The 19,906-nt window shown below is 42.2% G+C and carries 22 protein-coding genes, 1 tRNA gene, 2 pseudogenes and 1 other annotated feature; of the genes and pseudogenes, 10 read left to right on the top strand and 15 right to left on the bottom strand.

Translation table 11 applies throughout. From position 1 onward, the window contains the following. Positions 1–119: 119 nt before the first annotated feature. Positions 120–1,775: a 2-isopropylmalate synthase gene (locus tag MUB35_RS20235; protein ID WP_033140394.1), complete on the bottom strand. Its 1,656-nt coding sequence runs from the start codon at positions 1,773–1,775 to the stop codon at positions 120–122. A 137-nt stretch (positions 1,776–1,912) separates the two neighbouring features. After that, positions 1,913–2,176 (bottom strand) — a binding site (T-box leader). A gap of 61 nt (positions 2,177–2,237) precedes the next feature. Then, positions 2,238–3,275: an SGNH/GDSL hydrolase family protein gene (locus MUB35_RS20230; protein ID WP_244806720.1), complete on the bottom strand. Its 1,038-nt coding sequence runs from the start codon at positions 3,273–3,275 to the stop codon at positions 2,238–2,240. 190 nt (positions 3,276–3,465) lie between these two features. Here MUB35_RS20230 and MUB35_RS20225 point away from each other — a divergent pair, with 190 nt between their 5' ends. Then, entirely contained in the window at positions 3,466–3,858 is a 393-nt protein-coding gene (locus MUB35_RS20225; RefSeq protein WP_033140396.1) for a pyridoxamine 5'-phosphate oxidase family protein, read from the top strand. A gap of 222 nt (positions 3,859–4,080) precedes the next feature. After that, positions 4,081–4,154: transfer RNA gene (locus MUB35_RS20220), tRNA-Pro, on the top strand. A gap of 58 nt (positions 4,155–4,212) precedes the next feature. On the opposite strand, the pseudogene MUB35_RS30875 reads toward MUB35_RS20220, so the two are convergent. The 5 genes and pseudogenes from MUB35_RS30875 to MUB35_RS20195 form a co-directional block, all read right to left on the bottom strand. Next, positions 4,213–4,527: pseudogene (locus tag MUB35_RS30875) on the bottom strand (site-specific integrase); the annotation flags it as partial. A 21-nt stretch (positions 4,528–4,548) separates the two neighbouring features. Continuing rightward, positions 4,549–4,872, bottom strand: a complete 324-nt coding sequence (locus MUB35_RS20210) for a hypothetical protein (protein ID WP_225305329.1) — start codon at positions 4,870–4,872, stop codon at positions 4,549–4,551. A gap of 577 nt (positions 4,873–5,449) precedes the next feature. Then, positions 5,450–6,316 (bottom strand): TraX family protein, encoded by an 867-nt coding sequence (locus MUB35_RS20205; protein WP_033140398.1) that lies wholly within the window; start codon positions 6,314–6,316, stop codon positions 5,450–5,452. 200 nt (positions 6,317–6,516) lie between these two features. Next, entirely contained in the window at positions 6,517–7,059 is a 543-nt protein-coding gene (locus MUB35_RS20200) for a hypothetical protein (RefSeq protein ID WP_054351179.1), read from the bottom strand. Between the two features lie 367 nt (positions 7,060–7,426). After that, entirely contained in the window at positions 7,427–7,708 is a 282-nt protein-coding gene (locus MUB35_RS20195; RefSeq protein ID WP_225305330.1) for an ORF6C domain-containing protein, read from the bottom strand. Between the two features lie 86 nt (positions 7,709–7,794). Here MUB35_RS20195 and MUB35_RS20190 point away from each other — a divergent pair, with 86 nt between their 5' ends. From MUB35_RS20190 to MUB35_RS30870, 4 genes and pseudogenes are all read left to right on the top strand, one after another. After that, positions 7,795–8,646 (top strand): hypothetical protein, encoded by an 852-nt coding sequence (locus tag MUB35_RS20190; protein WP_176834276.1) that lies wholly within the window; start codon positions 7,795–7,797, stop codon positions 8,644–8,646. A gap of 316 nt (positions 8,647–8,962) precedes the next feature. Further along, positions 8,963–9,511 (top strand): hypothetical protein, encoded by a 549-nt coding sequence (locus MUB35_RS20185; RefSeq protein ID WP_103733094.1) that lies wholly within the window; start codon positions 8,963–8,965, stop codon positions 9,509–9,511. A gap of 81 nt (positions 9,512–9,592) precedes the next feature. After that, positions 9,593–10,696, top strand: a complete 1,104-nt coding sequence (locus MUB35_RS20180) for a hypothetical protein (protein WP_244806719.1) — start codon at positions 9,593–9,595, stop codon at positions 10,694–10,696. After that, a pseudogene (locus MUB35_RS30870) lies at positions 10,674–10,899 on the top strand (transposase); the annotation flags it as partial. The gene MUB35_RS20180 and the pseudogene MUB35_RS30870, both read left to right, overlap by 23 nt. A gap of 175 nt (positions 10,900–11,074) precedes the next feature. Here the strand turns inward: MUB35_RS30870 and MUB35_RS20170 are convergent. After that, positions 11,075–11,335 (bottom strand): hypothetical protein, encoded by a 261-nt coding sequence (locus tag MUB35_RS20170; protein WP_156120825.1) that lies wholly within the window; start codon positions 11,333–11,335, stop codon positions 11,075–11,077. 257 nt (positions 11,336–11,592) lie between these two features. On the opposite strand from MUB35_RS20170, the gene MUB35_RS31055 reads away from it, so the two are divergent. The 3 genes from MUB35_RS31055 to MUB35_RS20160 all read left to right on the top strand — a co-directional run bounded on the left by MUB35_RS31055 (position 11,593) and on the right by MUB35_RS20160 (position 12,940). Then, positions 11,593–11,742: a DUF6774 domain-containing protein gene (locus MUB35_RS31055; RefSeq protein ID WP_353963992.1), complete on the top strand. Its 150-nt coding sequence runs from the start codon at positions 11,593–11,595 to the stop codon at positions 11,740–11,742. Between the two features lie 78 nt (positions 11,743–11,820). Next, positions 11,821–12,288 carry a TspO/MBR family protein gene (locus MUB35_RS20165; protein WP_244806718.1) on the top strand — a complete coding sequence of 156 codons (468 nt, stop codon included), beginning with the start codon at positions 11,821–11,823 and terminating at the stop codon, positions 12,286–12,288. A gap of 10 nt (positions 12,289–12,298) precedes the next feature. Then, on the top strand, positions 12,299–12,940 hold the full coding sequence (locus tag MUB35_RS20160) for a DUF3298 and DUF4163 domain-containing protein (protein ID WP_244806717.1): 642 nt from the start codon (positions 12,299–12,301) through the stop codon (positions 12,938–12,940). Positions 12,941–12,978: 38 nt separating this feature from the next. On the opposite strand, the gene MUB35_RS20155 is transcribed toward MUB35_RS20160, so the two are convergent. The 4 genes from MUB35_RS20155 to leuC all read right to left on the bottom strand — a co-directional run bounded on the left by MUB35_RS20155 (position 12,979) and on the right by leuC (position 15,817). Beyond that, the gene (locus MUB35_RS20155) at positions 12,979–13,383 is read right to left on the bottom strand and encodes a hypothetical protein (protein ID WP_244806716.1); all 405 of its coding nucleotides are present in this window, start codon (positions 13,381–13,383) and stop codon (positions 12,979–12,981) included. A gap of 16 nt (positions 13,384–13,399) precedes the next feature. Beyond that, the gene (locus MUB35_RS20150; RefSeq protein ID WP_054351172.1) at positions 13,400–13,873 is read right to left on the bottom strand and encodes an NUDIX domain-containing protein; all 474 of its coding nucleotides are present in this window, start codon (positions 13,871–13,873) and stop codon (positions 13,400–13,402) included. A gap of 174 nt (positions 13,874–14,047) precedes the next feature. Further along, complete coding sequence (leuD, locus tag MUB35_RS20145) at positions 14,048–14,536, bottom strand: 3-isopropylmalate dehydratase small subunit (protein ID WP_033140407.1); 489 nt, start codon at positions 14,534–14,536, stop codon at positions 14,048–14,050. Between the two features lie 12 nt (positions 14,537–14,548). Then, complete coding sequence (gene leuC, locus MUB35_RS20140; protein ID WP_033140408.1) at positions 14,549–15,817, bottom strand: 3-isopropylmalate dehydratase large subunit; 1,269 nt, start codon at positions 15,815–15,817, stop codon at positions 14,549–14,551. A 141-nt stretch (positions 15,818–15,958) separates the two neighbouring features. Between leuC and MUB35_RS20135 the strand changes: the two genes are divergently transcribed. Then, positions 15,959–16,855 (top strand): LysR family transcriptional regulator, encoded by an 897-nt coding sequence (locus tag MUB35_RS20135; protein ID WP_033140409.1) that lies wholly within the window; start codon positions 15,959–15,961, stop codon positions 16,853–16,855. A 97-nt stretch (positions 16,856–16,952) separates the two neighbouring features. On the opposite strand, the gene ilvC is transcribed toward MUB35_RS20135, so the two are convergent. From ilvC to MUB35_RS20120, 3 genes are all read right to left on the bottom strand, one after another. Further along, positions 16,953–17,966 carry a ketol-acid reductoisomerase gene (ilvC, locus tag MUB35_RS20130; protein ID WP_033140410.1) on the bottom strand — a complete coding sequence of 338 codons (1,014 nt, stop codon included), beginning with the start codon at positions 17,964–17,966 and terminating at the stop codon, positions 16,953–16,955. A 71-nt stretch (positions 17,967–18,037) separates the two neighbouring features. After that, a complete protein-coding gene (gene ilvN, locus MUB35_RS20125) occupies positions 18,038–18,550 on the bottom strand; it encodes an acetolactate synthase small subunit (RefSeq protein WP_033140411.1) in 513 nt (170 codons plus the stop codon). Positions 18,551–18,723: 173 nt separating this feature from the next. Next, positions 18,724–19,884 (bottom strand): DHHW family protein, encoded by a 1,161-nt coding sequence (locus MUB35_RS20120; RefSeq protein ID WP_244806715.1) that lies wholly within the window; start codon positions 19,882–19,884, stop codon positions 18,724–18,726. Between the last annotated feature and the right edge of the window lie 22 nt (positions 19,885–19,906).

Here is a 19,906-nt window from a genome sequence, read left to right as displayed (position 1 = left end):
AGCAGCAATAATCCTTTTATTATATTTATTCCCCCTCTGTACCCGCCTGATTTCACTGTATTTATAAAGAAACAGGACTGAACAAATACCCTTCGATATTCATTCAGCCCTGTTGATATTTATCTGTTATTAATAGCTGTCACCAGCGCGTCGATGGATGCCCTGATGATATCAGGATCCACTCCTGCGCCCCAGGCAAGACTGCCGTCCGGTTTGCGGATTCCCACATAGGCAATGGCCTTGGAACTGGAACTCTGCTCCAATGCATGTTCCTGATATGTTATCAGATCATACTGGAACCCGTATTCCTTTTTCAATGCGTTGCTGACTGCGTTGAGACGTCCGTTTCCGGCTGCCTCTATCGTCACCTCACGTCCGTTAAAACTGGATGTCACCTGTGTGGTGATGCCGCCGTCCTTCTGCTGGAAATGAACACTGTGGATTTTCAGAGGAGAGGTAACGTTCTCAAATGTCTTTTTGAACAGCTCGAAAATCTGCTCAGGCAGCAGTTCCTTCTGTGTATGATCTGAGACAGCCTTGGCTGTATATCCCATGGCCTCCCGCATCTTAGCCGGCAGGTTCAGGCCGTATTTTGTTTCCAGAATATAACCTACACCGCCTTTGCCGGACTGGCTGTTAATACGGATAACGTCTGCGTCATAGTTTCTTCCCACATCTTTCGGATCAATGGGCAGATAGGGAACAGTCCAGTGTTCCGGTTTCTTTTCATCCAGCCAGTGCATGCCTTTTGCAATGGCATCCTGATGGGAACCGGAGAAAGCTGCGAAAACCAGCGCGCCGCAGTATGGGCTTCTCTCGCTTATTTTCATTCCTGTGAACTCTTCGTATTTTTCACAGATTGCACTCATATTGGTAAAGTCCAGATTCGGTTCAACACCCTGGGAATACATATTCAAGGCCAGGGTAATGATGTCCACATTACCGGTTCTCTCGCCGTTTCCGAAAAGTGTTCCCTCAATACGGTCAGCTCCTGCTAAAAGTCCCATCTCAGAATCAGCCACACCACATCCTCTGTCGTTGTGCGGATGAAGGGATACGATCACGTTTTCTCTGTATTTCAGGTTCTCACACATATATTCTATCTGACTTGCGTATACATGGGGCATGGAATGCTCCACTGTTACAGGCAGGTTGATGATTGGCTTTCTGTCGGCTGTGGGCTGCCAGATGTCAAGCACTGCGTTGCATACCTCAAGCGCATATTCCGGTTCAGTTCCTGTAAAGCTCTCCGGACTGTACTCGAAGCGGTAATTCTCTCCTGCTTCCTCTGTGAGCTGTTTTAAAAGTTTAGCGCCTTCTACTGCAATCTTCAGAACTTCTTCCTTTGATTTTCTGAACACCTGTTCACGCTGTGCAAGGGATGTGGAATTGTATACATGAACAATTACATTTTTGGCTCCTTTTACTGCCTCAAATGTCTTCTTGATAATATGTTCCCTGGCCTGAGTCAGAACCTGAATGGTCACATCATCCGGAATCAGGTTTTCCTCGATCAGCTTTCTGAGGAATGTATATTCTGTTTCAGAAGCAGCCGGGAATCCCACTTCTATCTCTTTAAATCCAATCTCCACCAGAAGTTTGAAAAACTCCACTTTCTGTTCCAGATTCATGGGGATGACAAGTGCCTGGTTGCCGTCACGCAGGTCAACACTGCACCAAACGGGAGCTTTGTCCACATACTCTTTTTCCGCCCACTTCATACATTTTACCGGCGGCATGAAATACTGTCTCTTGTACTTACTGCAATTTTTCATTCTCTTTTCCTCCTGACTTTTTTGGATACCTATATCTAAGCTTTAATAACAGGCGGCCTGCCCGGACTTCCAGGGATTTCTCTGGCTTCCCAAATGGTATAAAAAAAAGCCCTCCATCTTTATTACAATATGCTTGTAATAGAGACGAAAGACTACTGTCCTGCGCGGTACCACTCTACTTTATGAATATACTTCATACGCTTAATAAGATACAGATATGTACACCTTATATCTTTCCCTTCTGATAACGGCAGGGTTCCGTCTGCGCCTACTGTTTCTCAAAGAAAGTTCGGGCAGCTGCTCCAAGGGCAGTTCCAGATTCTGCGTCTGCCGCTTCACACCAGCCAGCGGCTCTCTGAAATCCGATATGAATCTGTACTAATCCTTATCTTCGCATTTGTCATATTGCAACAGCTCGCTGCTGTTGTGTTAAAGTTAAGATACCATTCCCTGCCGAAAATGTCAAGAGAGAAACGCATGTATTTTTCCAAAAACCCTCTGCGCGATCCGGTAAAATCCCAAATCATTGGGATGAATGCCATCCACAGTGCAGCACTCTCTTGCTTCCTCCCCAAACAGCTCCGCACCGTCCAGAAAATCCACCTGATATCCTCTTTCCCTGCATTTGAAAACCGTCTCCCATATAATCTGTCTGCGCTCCCTGCTCTGCAGCTCTTCTGTCTTAAATTCCGGGTTTGGCCGTGACATGACAAGCACAGGAAGCGTCGGGTTATGTGAAAGAATATATTCCAGAAACGGTTCATGTGTTTCCCTCAAAAACGCGGCATCGGGAGCATTGTAGTCGTAATCATAGACCAGATATTCTGCAGGCAGTCCGGCAATATAACGGGCAATCGGCAGATCCCCTCTGGCATTGCCTGAGAACCCAAGACAATACATGCCTGCATCCAGCCATCTTGCCACCAGCGCCGGATAGGCATTGGAGGTTCTGGAGGCACATCCGCCCTGTGTGATGGAGGAGCCATAAAAGATTATAGGCCTCCTTACTTTATGTTCAAGCGGCTTCCATATACATGCCTTCTCTGAGATACCCAGGTAAAATTCCTTCACACCGTTGTAGAGGGGCAGATATACGGTTATTTCCGATTTTTCCCCTGAAAGAAGAATTTCTCCCTTTACCGCATCTTCTCCCAGTTCTGCCCTGAATGTAGCGGCATAGCTGCCGTTTACAAACACATCCATGCCCGCGCTTCCGGTCAGGGGCATATGGGACATCATAAAATCCGGCTCCAGCAGCTCCATACACAAACCCAGAATACAGGTATCTGTCTGAAATCGCATCACACCTCCGCTGGTATGCCGGGCAAGCGCAGTAAGCTCCGGTCTGTCTATTTCTTCCAGAACACCATCGGGAAGGCGCTGCCAGGTATGGGGGCATAATCCCTCAATCTCTGCCTCTGTTTCCTTTACCTTCCTGTAATTTAAGCGTGTACTGTTTGCTTCCTGTTTAAAATTACTGTCCAGGTCTTCTATCTTCAAAGGTTCATCCTCCTGCTCTGTCTGTTATTTCATCCCACGACAGACATTTTTGAAGAGTGCGGTCATATCGTGGGGTATCCTCGCTTATTTTCGCTTATTCTTTTAAATAGCGCTTTCTTTTTCTCATGTATTTGCTATAATATTAGTATAGGCGCGTAAAAATGTCAAATTTACAAAGGAGGTCTGTTTTATGCAGGAAATCTATGATTTTCTAAAGAAATGCGGGACTTATTATCTGGCAACCACAGAGGGCAGTCAACCAAGAGTCCGTCCCTTTGGAACCGTGGACATCTTTGAAGACAAACTCTATATCCAGACCGGTAAAGTAAAAAATGTTTCCCGACAGATTCTGGCTAATCCCCAAATAGAGATCTGCGCATTCGACGGCGGTCACTGGCTGCGGATCGAGGCCACTGCCGTGCTGGATGACAGGGTAGAGGCACAGAAGCACATGCTGGACGGCTACCCGAACCTGCAGGCCATGTATCAGCCCGGCGATGGCAATACACAAGTATTTTACCTGAAAGATGCCACGGCTACCTTTGCATCATTTACGGATGAACCAAGGGTGATTCATTTCTAATAGGAATCCCAGCGTTTTTGATCATTCAAATGGGGGACTGCCGATGGAAACAACTGCGGTCCTCCGTACAGAAAACAGCCATTATATCTGTACTTTTATCATGCGGCAGTCCGGTCAAAATGCGCGTTTTTTTCCTTAAAAATATTTTAATAAAAAAAATTAAACTTTTTTTCGATTTTTTCTTGCATTTTCCAAAAATTCTGTTATAATAAATAATCGTTACGGGGTATGGCGTAGCTTGGTAGCGCGCACGGCTGGGGGCCGTGAGGTCGCAGGTTCAAATCCTGTTGCCCCGATTAATAATTAAGATACTGGAGGCCGCTGTTTATGCGGTTCTCCAGTATTTTTTTATTTTTAAAATGAATCATTATTTTGAAGACAGTTTTTATTATTTTGTAATATGGATGTTTTTTTTCGCTTCTCCTTCATCTCGTCTTGTCGATAGGGATTAAAAATATATTTTAATGTTGTTTCTTTACTTGTATGTCCTAGCCATCTTCTGATCTCTTCTAGTGACCATCCATCTACATTCATTCGCGATGCCACAGTACGCCGTATACAATGAGAATATTTTAACTTTCCTGTTTTCCATCCTAATGCCAGTTCAGCTTTTGTTAACCTATGTTCAAATTGATCTTTAACCGCTCTACTACTATCTGGATTTGAAAATAAATACTCAGATAAAACTTTTTATTCATTTTTTATCCTTTTAAAGATCTGCATAACGCCATCCGTCAAATACAGCTCACTATAGCCAGCCGAGCTATCAGATTTCACATAATCAACCACTTCACCAGTAGTACATTCTTGCCTTTGAACAAAAAGCGTCTCATTTATCCAATTAATATCTAGCCATTTTAAGGCACATAGCTCACCTCCCCTTAATCCCAAATCAAAGTTGCATATTAATCCCAAATTAACGATATTACCATTTGATTGATATCCCTTTTCTAATACTTCAAAAAGTTCTTCTATTTCATCTGCATAAAATATCATTTCTGCTGATGCTCTCATTCTCTCACTTCTCCTCAAGGTTTATGATGCCGCCAGTGGCAGGGATATACCGGCATATATATTTGCTGCCGTTCTTCCATGCAGTTTGTACGGATGCGCAGAGGCTTTTCCGGATATGAAATCCAATCACTGGATAGAAGCACATTCCTCAAGGTATTCTGTCCATAGGAGCTTTTTGTTCACGCCGTTTCGTAGCAGTTCCTTGCGGATGTGAGCGTAATCCGGAATCCGGCATCCGTTTGTTGGTATGAGCCTGCTTACCATTCTGTTTGGGGAACAACAGCTGCTCGATTACCGAATCAATCTGGTTTGCATCAAGCGGTCATGAGATATTTTGCTCCCGTGCCGCCTTCAGAACCTTATTGTCCGTTTTCTTGGAGACACCGCAACTGAGTGCGATATTGGTTTGGCTGAGATTCAGGCTGGCAAGCCTGATAATCTCTCGATAACTCGATAATTAGTCATAAAAGATGACCTCCTTTAAATGTATTTACGTCAAAGACGTATGAATACATTATAAGACTTCAATTTTACCCAAACTATAAGTATTTGCTTTTTTATGTACAAAACTTTTTCATTATGATACAGAAAACTCAAATGAAATAATACTTAATATAATTAAATGAAGTGGATAATAGAGATAAAAAAAATACCTCATCCCAATACCCCTTTTTCCATTATATGAAAGAATGAATGGAATAGACAATAACATCATCCAGACATAATTATCATATAATAGAGAATGTTCATAAATATTCATTGGTGCAATATTTAATATGGTAACAGATATAAAAAAAAATATTTCACCAAGAATATGCCCTGATATGCGGTCCAAATAATTTCTTGTTCTTTCTAATATGTTAAATTGAAACAATGCTGTATATGTTACTGCAAATCCAGTGAATGATAAAGATAATAGTAGTTTGCGATTATGAAAAATATAAAATAATAAAGACAGAATTATAAATAACAATCCACCTTCGACATAAAATACACTTCCCAGTAATGGTGCTACAACACGTACGATAAATTCTTCGTTAAACTTGGAAATTTGTAATATGCAAACCATAAATATGTATGCAAATAGCTGCCAAATGGTATAGACATAAAAATATTTGTACTTTTTTTCTTTTATCTTATCATAGATATAATATGATAAAACAGCTATTAATAATGTTCTAAAAATATTATTAGGTATATCTTTATATTTAGAAAGGCTCCAAAAGTTAATAATCCCCATTAATAAACTTGATATGTAAAGCCTAATCATGTATTTTATTTTTTTACTAGTGTGGCGATAACTTTCACATGATAAAAACAAAAAAATAGGTGCTGATATCCTTCCTATCCACTTAAAAAAAAGAGGAGAGCCAGGAAAATAATCATATATATGGTCTAATGTCATAAAAAATAATGCGAAGAATTTCAAAAGAGTCGCTGACATAAAATACCTCCACGCCTTGAAAGATTCTTTTTTCCCATATAACACCTTCCTAATATTGCTTAAGAGTATAGAGTGAAAATGATCTGATTAATGGCCTTTCCAAAAAATATATATTTCTAACGGTACTAATCCCCAGACATGCTAGGGATTAGATTTTCATTGTAACGGGCCGCATAGAGTGATATATGAGCAATAAGCCTTTAATCTAATGCTTTAATCCACCCTGAGAAATCTGAAGGAGCTTCAAATAAAATATATACATTGCTACTTGTAGAAAATCCACTCACTTCTGCATAAATTGTATTTCCTGGTTTTACAGTCAATGTCTTCTTTGTGCTAAAAAATGTTTTTACTTTTGCTGTTAATGTTGTGTCTGAATAGTTTTTAATTTGAACATAATACTTCTCATATCCAGAAAAATAGTAGTTTGTATATAAGTTGCCGCTTGTTGAGCTACCAGCAAAATTGTAGGCAGTTGTAGTGGATATGTTATACTTCGTAGTTGGTATGCCTATCCCATAAGGAACAATACCCGTTGAGCTTTGTTCTGTTAATCCAATATTTACGTGTTCTTTCGCATTGTATTCCTGAATCTCTTCATCAGACATTTTTTCTTCGCTTATTATACGAATATTAATATCCTCATTATTTTCTGGTGAGGATGCATCTGCAGCGACAGACATGGGTGTGCAAAGCATTGAGAATATGGCTAAGGTGCTTATTATTTTCATTTTTAACTTCATATATTCATTCTCCTTTTTAGAAAACGTATTTTCAAGTTACAAGATTCATGTAAATAATATAAATCCACTCTTTTCTCTTTTTATCTATTCGCAATATTTTTTATTACTTACCTCTCCATTGGAATCACCTGCTTTCAATTTTATAGTACATCTCAAAACACATTAATCTCTTTTAACACTATTCTCTTTTAATATTATTATTTTTTAATACTATTATTATTTTTATATGTATATATTACCATTAATCCCATATTTTTACAAGTTATTTTTGTAAATATTGTACATATTTTGCAAGTAAAAGCCGATGTAGCTATTCTTTCAACCACATCGGATTCATTAGTCCCTTTATTTATTTGAATTTATAATACTATCTACCCGCAAAAATGTTATTTCGTCCATCGTCAGACATGTCAAGCCATTCTGTAAACACCCTGGATTTCTTCTCACACAGAATACCTTTGTCATATTCTTCAATCATTTCATTTGTTTTTGCCAGAATAAAACAATCAGAAGGTCTCCAGTTATAGACTAATCTTTTTGCTTCTTCTAAAGATTTTGTGGGAATATTTTTGGAACTTGATACTTTAAAGTGTTTTTTTAACATACCGTAAATCGCCGGATAGAAATATCTGCTCCATATAGTGCGCAATACTATATCTGACGTTAAGGTATATACCTGAAAGGATACTGCTGCTTAATGAAGGTGGACATACATGGGCACGAACTAATAAAGACATGGATTCTGCTTCCAAGCGCTATTTTACTACAGTAGAGCATGGTAAGGCTACATTACAAGGCTTAAATCAAACTCTCCACCCTGTTAAATCCGGCTTAGCATCATTTGGTAAAAACATACTCGCAACCGCTGGGAATATGGCTATTGGAATCGGTATATCGGCTGCTATAAACGGAGTAATTGCTCTTTATCAAAAACTTGCCAATGCACAAGAAGACGCAATTAATAAAGCTAAAGAAGCTTCCTCCGAAATACAACAAAGTCATTCTAACATATATTCCGGTAAACAATGGAAAGCTGATAATGAAAAACGATTTCTCCAATTACAAGAAGGCGTAGATTCTACGGGACACAATCTTTCCTTGTCTGCTCAGAAATTTGCCGAATACCAATCACTTGCACCCAGTTTAGCTTCTACTCTTCCGTCTCTTGTAAAAGGATATAATGATCTTGGTCAGCCTATTCTGACAGTTGCGTCAAATACCGCTTCTTTAAATGACGCATTTCGATCTGCCGAATTACAGGAATATCAAAGGAACATCAAAAAGACAGGTATTTTACTGCGAGTTTTCAAAGCTCAGACTGACCAATCTAGAAAATACCTTTGGCAAGAATCTGGAACAAAGCAACAAAATCAAATCAAAGGCATACGTGATGCTTACGAAAAGAATGGGGATAAAGAAAAAAATATCCATGATTACTTGGATACTGTTGCAATTGATGAAGGGTTAACAAATCTGAACTGGAAGTACACTTTAAAACAGGCAGGTCTGAAAAAATACGACTCAAAATCTGTTGTCAAGAATATTAATTTAATTATTGCTAAAACAGACGAATCAGAAGCCAAATAAACAGAAATGGCGAATACTGTCAGTCAGGTACTGCTGATTTTCTAAATGCTAATGATGATTATTATAAAATGATCATCAATACCACTGATAAGAAGGCTGCTAATATAGATACATTAATGTAATCCACCATCGGCTCTTTTAGCACTGAGACTATAAGTAAATATCTCGATTCAGAAGAAAAAATCAAAAATTGGACGAAGAATGTTGTCAAAGGTTTAAAAAACTCTGATGTACAGGATGCTATCGGTCAGCTCTTTGAACTTGACACCAAAAATCGCAAATGTCCTTCTGCGAATATGCTACACAAGTAAATTCTTTGACAAAGACAATCGGTTCCAAAATAAAAGGTATCAGCCAAAAACAAATCAAAGAAGGTATGGACTTCAATGATGTTCTTGATGAATTGGGAACCAATTATGCCAATTTTGTTGCCAAATTTGGTGAAGACGCTGTAAAAGGTTTATCTGTAGATGATTTAAATTTAGCTGGTCAACTGGTGTCTGAAAAAGATATCCACAATGCGCAGGAATTGAAAATGGCTCTCTATGAAGCCAAACAAGCTGCTGTTGATTTAAATGCTACTCCTCTGTTAGACGAAGCAACAAAAGCCGCTGAAACACCGAATGCAGGTAGCAATTATGAGAAAATGGTTTCTCAAATAAAAACAGCTCAGGAACTTTACGCCAAAGGACTTGTCGGCACTGATGATTTCAAATCCATAGCAAAATGGCTTTCTTCTTCTGGAGCAGACAATCCTGTCAACTTCATAGAAAATTATGAAAAAGCAGTTCGCTATTTAACAGATGATGCATCTGGATGTAAAAACTTCTTGGAAGATCTCCGAACGAAAGGATTTTCTGAATAAGTTCCTGCAGTTGATGCAAGCGGTCAATCATTTGAAAAATGGCAGTACAATATAGCCGACCTTGAAGATGCTGCGCAACGGATGGGTATTGGTTTTGAACCATTTATGGCTATGTTTGGTCGTTTGGAGGATTATGGTTTTTCCAATAACTTTGTTGCTACGGTTGACCAAGTAAAAGAGCATATCAAAGATTTGGCTGGAGAGTTAGCCGAGGCTGGAGCACATTATGCGGAACCGACCAAAGCTGGTCAATACGAGACTTCTGAAGGAATGACTTTTGGGAATCAGACCGCTATTGACGCACAAAAAGATAAGATTGCCGGACTCAAACAAGATATACAAGAAACTGCGGATGTTATGCAGTTATTGGCCGAAAGAGAAGCTGACACCTATAATAACGAAATAGAAGGTGCAAGAAGTACAGTAAATACTCTTGCAATTGAACGTAAACAAATCCTCAAAGAGAATACCTATGGCAAGAATACTACTCTTGTTGCCGACAAACTTGCAGAACAAATCAAAGAAACTGCAGGTGAATATAATATTGAACTCAAAGCTGACCTGTTTGTTAAAGACGATGCTGTCGATAAGGTTGCAGATTCATATCAAAAGGCACTAGAAACTCCTACAAACAGAAATTTTAACGGAAACGAAGAGGCTGCAGCTCAATATGCCGAAATATCTGAAAAAGTACAGTCTGCATATGAAGGTCAAGATGTTGCATTAAAATCAGCAACCACTTCATTATCAGGATACACATCTGAACAATTAAAATCCATAGATTTATCCGATGGGCAGTATGCGCAAGGTAAAGAAATGGAACAAGCATTGGAAAACACCATGGATGTACTTGGTGTCAGTGCTGACCAAGCAGAACAATTCAATAATGTCCTGTCTGACCTCGGCCTGATTGACATTGCTCCTGAAGTGGATACAAATGGATTAGACAATTTATCTAATTCAGCTAAAGAAGGAATTGAACTTCTTAAACATCTACAAGAATATAAGGAGATCAACCCTAACTTTGATTTCGACGCTGACATTAGTACAATGTCTGCTGAAAAATTGTCATGGCGCGTCGATGAACTCAAAGGGATGCGGGTACAGATTACTCCTGAAGTGAATCCTACTGGCGCACAAGCTCTTGATGAACTGATTGCAAAGACTCATCTACCAGGCAGCTGATGAAAAAAAGGCGCTGGCAGCACTTGACCGGGTAACAGAAAAATGGACGCCCAAATATCCGAATCCCATGAAGCCCTGGAAGGATAACTGGGATGCCATATCCCCAATTTGAGGCCACAAAGAAATGGACCACAACCATCCGGAACTGGGCTCAGGTGTATGGAGAATTAAGTATCATGTACGAAGGACGGCTTCCAGAGTAATCGAACATGATCTCTTTATTTTTTCAATATTCAGTCATCATAGTGCTTCCAACTTTCAAAGAATCCCTTTTCACTATAACCTTTTTTACCCATATCAGACCTCCTCTTTATACTGCAAATTACACACTGAATATTGCACAGCATATTTTGCAGCATCCACTAAAATTCCATATATCTATTCTTTCAGAACATATTTATCGCCAAATCCCTTCTTCTCGATAACCTCCTTTAACCCTTTGGTACTCTTGATTGAAAAACGTTTTCCTTTTGAAAAGAAACCGGATATATCTTCCAGTTCAAAGTTTTCACCAAATATATTATGCGTTCTCAACTTCCCGGTAAACGTTTCTTCCAGTTCCCCTAAATCATCATCAAAAATGCCGTTTTCCCTGTATAGGTGCATTTTCCCGCCTTTCAATTTAAAATAAAATTCCATATACATTCCTTTGATAAATCTGCTTTTTATCGGTTTCCGTTACTTCTGCACTTTATAACTGTTATCCAATTTTTTACTCATAACAATTGTTTTCCTATGCCGCTCCACCACGAATTCTTTCTCTATACATTATATTTTACCAGCCTGCCGGTTTGAATAAAGCGGAATTTTCCCGAATATATCACTTTACCGCTGTTTCTGCATAATAATAAAGCAGAGATGATAATAATGAATTCCTGTGAACTTGTTACTTTTATATCTACAGCGGCCTGTGCTCTTTCTCAAAACTGCACAGAGGACGAATTAGCGATCTTGGCTGCGGTTTTTCCCAGCTTGGCGACACCTTGAACACCATCCTTGTACACAAAGAAATCTGCGGCGGTGATAAAATAAAGAAAACGGATTAGCTTTCAAATACTTCTCATAAGTAATCAAAAAAACGCATATGTTTTAGTAAATACCCGTACAGGGAGTACATTACAGATATGAGTAAAGAAAACAGAAGCTCTTTTGTTATCTCCATCCTGCTTCCGCTGGCCATTGGTTCTCTGTCTACCCTGATCAGCGGAAACCGTTCTATGTATGACATGATAAACAAGCCAGCCCTCAGTCCGCCGGCTTTTATATTTCCGGTTGTGTGGACAATACTTTACATTTTAATGGGAATTTCTTCCTACCTCATCTATGAATCCAATGATCCGGGCAGGCGCAGGGCGCTTAGGACATACGCTGTTCAATTGCTTTTCAATTTCTTCTGGAGCATTATTTTCTTTGGTTTCTCCCAGTATTTTCTTGCATTTATATGGCTGCTGGCGTTGATTCTTGTTATTATCGTCATGATCTGTCAGTTTTATAAGATCAGCCCCGCTGCCGCTTATTTACAAATTCCTTATCTCATCTGGTGTATATTCGCGGCGTATCTTAATTTTATGATCTATATTATGAATCGGTGAGGTGGTATATATGCAGACAGTCACGACAAATACCTTAACAGATACCATATCATATAAAAACATACCGATCGTAACATATAAAATCAACTACCCTTCCTTTACTACCACATGCAATGTGAAAGCCGCCGAGGCTATAAATGCTTACTATCTCCGACTTGCCCAGAACACCCGGGACTACTGCAGGAATGTGATATTTGCGCAGGCAGCACAGGACCTTGAATACATACAGGGCACGCGCCCGTTTAATGCTTATACTCTGGACGTTGTTTTCCAGATTACCTATAATTCCGAATGCATCACCAGCTTATATACGGATACATATACTTATACGGGCGGAGCCCATGGACAGACGATACGCACTTCTGATACATGGGATTTCGGCAGCGGAGAAAGGCTGCGGCTCACAGATTTTTATCCTCTTACGCCTTCTTCCCTGCATCAGCTGCAGGTATCCATGGAAAGCCAGATTGCCAGAAGATTAAAAGAGAATCCCGGTACTTATTTTGATGACTATAAAACGCTTTTGCATAACACATTTCGTATCAACAATTTTTATTTAGAGCCGGGAAAACTGGTTATTTATTTTCAGCAGTATGACATAGCGCCATATTCTACCGGACTGCCGGAATTTTATTTTCCAATTAATATTTGAGGCCAAACACTGGCAGGAGGGCTGCTGCAGCCCTCCTGTCAATTTTCCTCCTCATCTGCCGGTGACCCAACAACAAATTCCCCAATCACTGTTTTACCGTCCTGCAGATACATAGGTATACGGAAAGATTTTATTTTATTTAATTCCAAAGCCTCCTCAGGACTTTCCGGCAGGTCTCCAACCAGGTCTGTGCTTTTCACATATCCCTGTACATCATCTTCCCCTATAGCCAGCAGCAGTTCAGGGTCTCCATATATAACGCCTCCCATTCCATAGGTCTGCCCTGCTTCGTTCTTTGGATACCCTTCTTTTATAATCTCTTCCCGTTTTGGTATGATCAAATCCAGTTTTATGCTGTTATTTACATGTACTCCTACCCCAACCACCATAGAAATGCATAATACAGACAGCACAGAAGCGGCCGCCATTTTCCGTTTTATCACATTCTCCCTCCTTTTCTTATGCAAAATGTAACATATAATATTCAAGAATATCCTTATGCGTCTCTGCAATTGTAAGCCCCGATAATTCATCTGTCTCAAAAAAACGCAGTTCTCTGGATTCCTCACTGCAGCAAAGTCCCTGAAAATCTTTTATAAAGACCTCATAGACCGCAGTTATAATGCGCACGATATTTCCATCCGGGTAAGCAGCTATCCTGTAAGGATAGGAAAATACATTAAGTAATTTTAGACTGTCTGCCCAAAGTCCTGTCTCTTCCCTTACCTCCCTCTGCACACATTCCTCCAGCGATTCTTCCATTTTCAGGCCACCGCCGATAAATGCCCAGCGATCTGCGTCTGTCCTGCGTTCCAGTAATACCCTTCCGTTATTTCTTATAATGCCAACTGCACCCATGTGAATCGGACGGTTGGGTTTTGGAGCATCTGGTGTGTTATAGAATTTTGTCTGCTTTTTCATGTTTTTTATCATACACTTTCCTCTGCTAACTCTGTACAAAAATAATATCATATTTTCATTCCTCTTACAACCTGATTCCGCCCATCCCAAAGCCAATGAATCGCAGCCATCACCTCCCCCCACGCACATAAAAAACGGCCCATCCCGCTTTTCCCGGCGAAATGGACCGTTTTATATCCTGCTGTTTTACTGCTGGCTGTTAATGTAATTGATCAGGCCTTCAGCCTTAATGATTTTCTGCATGAACTCAGGGAATGCCTGGCCTTTGAAGCTGGTTCCTTTTGTCTTGTTGGTGATGATCCCGCTGTCGAAATCCACTTCCACCTCATCTCCCGCTTCGATGTTCTGTGCCGCTTCCGGACACTCAATGATAGGCAGGCCGATATTGATAGAGTTGCGGTAGAAAATACGGGCAAAGGTCTCGGCAATGACGCAGCTTACCCCTGCTGCCTTGATGGCAATGGGTGCATGCTCACGGGAAGAACCGCAGCCGAAGTTCTTATTTGCCACAATGATATCACCCTTCTGTACCTTCTTCACGAATTCCTTGTCAATGTCCTCCATACAGTGCTGTGCCAGCTCTGCCGGATCAGAAGAATTCAGATATCTTGCCGGGATGATGACATCCGTATCCACATTGTCGCCATATTTAAAAACTGTTCCGTTTGCTTTCATGTCTTCACCCTCCTATAATCCAAGTTCTTCCGGAACGGAAATTTTGCCGGTTACTGCGCTTGCCGCAGCCACAGCCGGGCTTGCCAGATATACTTCAGAGTCCACGTGTCCCATACGTCCCACAAAGTTTCTGTTTGTGGTGGAAATGCAGCGCTCGCCCTCTGCCAGGATACCCATATATCCGCCCAGGCACGGTCCGCAGGTCGGAGTGCTGACAACTGCGCCGGCTTCTATAAAGATCTTCAAAAGTCCTTCCTCCATTGCCTGCAGATAGATGTTCTGTGTTGCAGGAATGATAATACAGCGCACGCCCTTTTTCACTTTACGGCCTTTTAATATCTCTGCTGCACAGCGAAGGTCTTCAATTCTGCCGTTGGTACAGGAACCGATCACGGACTGGTCGATCACCACATCCTCTGTGATCTCATCCATTGTCTTTGTATTTTCCGGCAAATGCGGGAATGCGATGGTCGGTTTCAGCTGGCTCAGATCAATGGTATATTCTTCGTCGTAAACCGCATCCGCATCTGCCTCGTAAACTTTATACGGGCGTTTGGAATGTTCTTTCATGTATGCTTCCGTCTGCTCGTCAACCGGGAAGATTCCATTCTTTCCGCCTGCCTCAATTGCCATGTTGGCAATGGTGAAGCGGTCATCCATGCTCAGGTTTTTGATGCCTTCACCTACAAATTCCATGGATTTGTAAAGAGCACCGTCCACGCCGATCATGCCGATGATATGTAAGATCACGTCTTTTCCGCTTACCCATTTGGCCGGTTTGCCTACAATATTGAATCTGATGGCAGACGGTACTTTGAACCAGGCTTTTCCCGTAGCCATGCCTGCTGCCATATCGGTACTTCCCACGCCTGTGGAGAAAGCGCCCAGCGCGCCGTAGGTACAGGTATGAGAGTCCGCTCCGATCACCACGTCACCTGCCACGGTAAGGCCTTTTTCCGGAAGCAGCGCATGCTCAATGCCCATCTCTCCCACATCGAAGTAATTGGTAATTTCATTCTTACATGCGAATTCACGCACGCATTTGCAGTGTTCCGCTGATTTGATATCCTTGTTCGGAATAAAGTGGTCCATAACCAACGCGATTTTGTCTTTATCAAATACATTCTTAACGGTCATTTTATCCATCTCGTGAATTGCTACAGGAGATGTAATATCATTACCCAGTACCAAATCCAGGTCTGCCTCGATCAACTGTCCGGCTTCCACTTTGTCAAGGCCGGCTGCTGCAGCCAGAATTTTCTGTGTCATTGTCATTCCCATGGGTATTCCTCCTTGTTCTATCGATTTCATCTATTGCTATCATAGCATATCTTTTGTTATAATAGAAATACATATTAAATATATCTGCCATAACTCCTATTTATATGGTGTAAAATAAAATACAGAAGTGAGGTTTTATAAATGGAGCAGAATTTATCCCTGTACCGCGTCTTCTATACCGTAGCCAACGCGGGTAATATTTCCAAAGCCGCAGAGCAGCTCTATATCAGCCAGCCGGCGATCAGCAAATCCATCCGCAAACTGGAGCAGAGTCTGGATGTGACTTTGTTCTCCAGAAATTCCAGAGGCGTCCAGCTCACCGAGGAGGGGGAGATCCTCTACGACTATGTGCAGAAAGCCTTCTATTCCCTGCAAATGGGAGAATCCCGTATTAAGAAGATCAATGACCTGGGAATCGGGCATTTACATATCGGGGTCAGCACTACCCTCTGCAAATATATGCTGCTTCCTTATCTGCAGGAATTCATCAAGCTGCACCCACATGTGAAGATCACCATTGAATGCCAGTCCACCAACCATACCCTGCAGCTTCTGAAGGAAAACAAAATTGATCTGGGGCTTATCGGGGAACCGGAACGGCTTCACCACATACATTTTGATTCTCTCGGGGAAATTGAGGACATTTTCGTCAGCACCAGTTCCTACCTGGACAATCTGTCCCTGCGCACCAACCACAAGGACGATATCTTCCACACAGCCACTCTGATGCTGCTGGACAAGGAAAATATGACCCGTCAGTATATAGATGACTACCTCTCCATGCACCACATTGAGACAAACAACCTGCTGGAAGTGTCCACCATGGACCTGCTCATTGAATTTGCCAAGATCGGCCTGGGCGTGGCCTGTGTCATCCGCCAGTTCGTAGAAAAAGAACTGAGGGATAAGACCCTGGTGGAGATTCCCCTCCCCTTCCCGATCCACAAGCGGAATATCGGCTTCGCTTTCCTGGATAACCTGCAGCAGACCACAGCGGTAAAGGATTTCATTGATTTTTATAACAGTAAACGGCCATAATTACAGGAATAACTGCGGGGCAGCGGCCCCACGGCAAAGCCGCCGGGAAAAGGATACTTCCTTCACCCGGCGGCTGTTTTTATTTATACATTAACATTTAGTTCTCGATCAGTTTGCCTGTGTCGTTCCAGCTGTATAATTTACGCAGCTCTGCTCCGACTTCCTCTAACTGATGCTCTGCTTCTCTTCTTCTCATAGCGCCGAAGTGCATGCAGCCTGTCTGGTTCTCGGAAATCCAGTCTTTTGCAAAAGTACCGTCCTGGATATCGGACAGGATCTTCTTCATAGCTTTCTTGGTATCATCTGTGATGATCTTAGGTCCTGTGATGTAATCACCATACTCAGCAGTATTGGAGATAGAATAACGCATACCCTGGAATCCGCTTTCGTAGATCAGGTCAACGATCAGTTTCATCTCATGGATACACTCAAAGTAAGCGTTCTCCGGTGCATATCCTGCTTCTACCAATGTCTCGAAGCCGGCTTTCATCAGTGCGCATACACCGCCGCAGAGAACTGCCTGCTCGCCGAACAGGTCGGTCTCAGTCTCAACTTTGAAAGTAGTCTCCAGAACACCTGCTCTTGCTCCGCCCAGTGCTGCAGCGTAAGCCAGTGCTCTGTCTTTTGCTTTTCCTGTGTAATCCTGCTGTACAGCTACCAGACACGGAACACCTTTTCCTACCTGATACTCGCTTCTTACTGTATGACCCGGTCCCTTAGGAGCGATCATGGTAACGTCAATGTTAGCCGGCGGTTTGATCTGTCCGAAATGGATAGCAAAGCCGTGTGCGAACATGAGCATATTACCTTCTTCCAGGTTCGGCTCAACATCTTTTTTGTACATAGCTGCCTGTTTCTCATCGTTGATCAGAATCATGATGACATCAGCCTGTTTTGCAGCTTCTGCTGCTGTATAAACTTTTAATCCCTGTGCCTCTGCTTTTGCCCAGGATTTGCTGCCTTCATAAAGTCCGACAACAACATCCACACCTGATTCTTTTAAGTTCAGAGCATGTGCATGTCCCTGGCTGCCGTAACCGATGATCGCAACTTTCTTGCCCTCTAAAAGTGCCATGTTGCAATCTTCCTGATAATAAATTTTTACTGCCATTTTAATTTCCTCCTAGCATATTGTTTTATCTTAGGGAATAAAAAATCATTCTCTAGCTAACGTATGTAAAATTACTCCTCGTCTTCTTCTAAATAGAAGACATCATCAACACCTCTGGAAAGTCCGGTGATACCCGTTCTTGCCAGTTCCAGAATCTCATAGCCTTCCAGCAGGTCAATAAACGCTTCCAGCTTTGACTTGGTACCGGTAAGCTCAATGATCATGGATTCCTTGCCCACATCAATAATATTGGCACGGAAAATATCCACGATTGAAGAGATACTCGGTCGCTGCTCGGGCTCCACACGGACCTTCACCAGAATCAATTCTCTGTTGACACTCTGCCCGTCCTTCAGCACCTTCACGGTAAGTACGTCTTCAAGCTTTTCCACCTGCTTGGTGATCTGTTCCAGAATCAGTTCATCCCCTCTGCAGACAACTGTCATACGGGAATAATTCGGATCCGTTGTGATACCCACGGAAAGACTGTCGATATTATAACCGCGTCGGCTGAACAAACCGGAGACCCGGCTCAGAACACCGGCCGTATTTTCAACCAGAATAGATAAAATTCTTTTGTTCATACAGCACCTTCTCCCATGCTCTCCCGTTTTCACGGAACAGCTTAACTTTTCTTGTAATTCTATCAACTATTCAAAATTTTGTCAATGCATTTAAAGCGTTATAACTAATTAGTATGTAAATCATAACTGAAAGCTATACCGGCGAAAGCCCTGTATTTTTGCCCCTCTCCCTCTCAGCTTTCCCTCAGAACCATCTGCAGGGATGTGTCTGAAAAGAAAGTATTGGCATTGTACAGATATAAAACCTCCTGTATCTCCTCCACCTGCATCAGCTCTTCCAAATCCCCGTAATAATACCTGGGGTCTACTGCCACGATCTTCCGGTACTGGGTCGCCAGAAACGGCAGGTAACAGTTGGCATAGGAATCCTTCAGCACCAAAAGTGTCTTATCTGACTGCACAGGTGTCTCGATACGGATAAGCGGGTGGTTGCCGCCCAGAAAACAGGCGTATCCGTCTCTGGTATCCAGTTTTCCCGTATCGTAAAAACTGGCTGTCTTTTTCTGCTCATCCACATAATTGACCACCGAAGAAGGGGAACCGTCCTTTGGCAGATATACTTCCAGCTCCTCCTTCTCTCCTGAACGAAAACCGCTCTTTGCAGACAGTGTACCCTGGAATCCGCCTGTGACAGGCAGCGCGTCAAATGTGATCTCTGATCCATTGTATCCCATGGTCTTCCCTGCCTCCAGAAACGCCAGATACGCCGCCTCTGTGGTCCAGTGATGGTCTGTCTTATAATACAGTTTCTTGTCCCGGTTCTTTTTCAGGACGCCGCGCATATCCAGAACCGTGATTCCCTGCTTCTCCAGCTCTTTTCCGAGGGTGTCAAGATACCTTCCCTGATCTGCTGCCGGTGCGAAGGCAGGCAGCTTGTCAGAGAGGATTTCCACTGCATTAGGCACTATCATGGCGTACTGCTTCACTTCCCCATATCTCTTAGCGAAGTCTCCTATGGCGCTGCAGGTCTCCTTCAGGTTTTTCCCGTCGGGTTCTGTGAACTTCTCTATCAGGTATCCGTCTTTTCCCAGATAGACGCCGTTTGACTCCACTCTGCCGATCAGCCGGTCGAATCCGGCCTTCATCTCAATCCACATATCCCGCAGCAGGAACTGATCAGTGAAATACGTCTCGAACTTCTCCTCATATCTGCCGGATATGATCTGTCCCCCATTGATACCGGGTGCCTGTTCCAGCATTCTGTTCTCCTTGTCAGAAAAAGTCCTGTCTCTGGCGATCAGGCTGCCAAGAAAGAAAAAGGCTGTGACTGCGATAAATACCCAGCCTGTAATGATCGCTGCCCTCCTGTGCAGGTTTTTATTTTTTTCATTCATGAACCTCTCCGTTCCGGTGGGG

It is taken from the genome of Blautia sp. NSJ-175 (assembly GCF_022867815.1).
In the GTDB taxonomy this organism is placed as follows: Bacteria; Bacillota; Clostridia; order Lachnospirales; family Lachnospiraceae; genus Blautia; species Blautia celeris.
The sequence above is the reverse complement of the archived record's forward strand: the minus strand, read 5'-3'. Positions and strand labels throughout refer to the sequence as shown.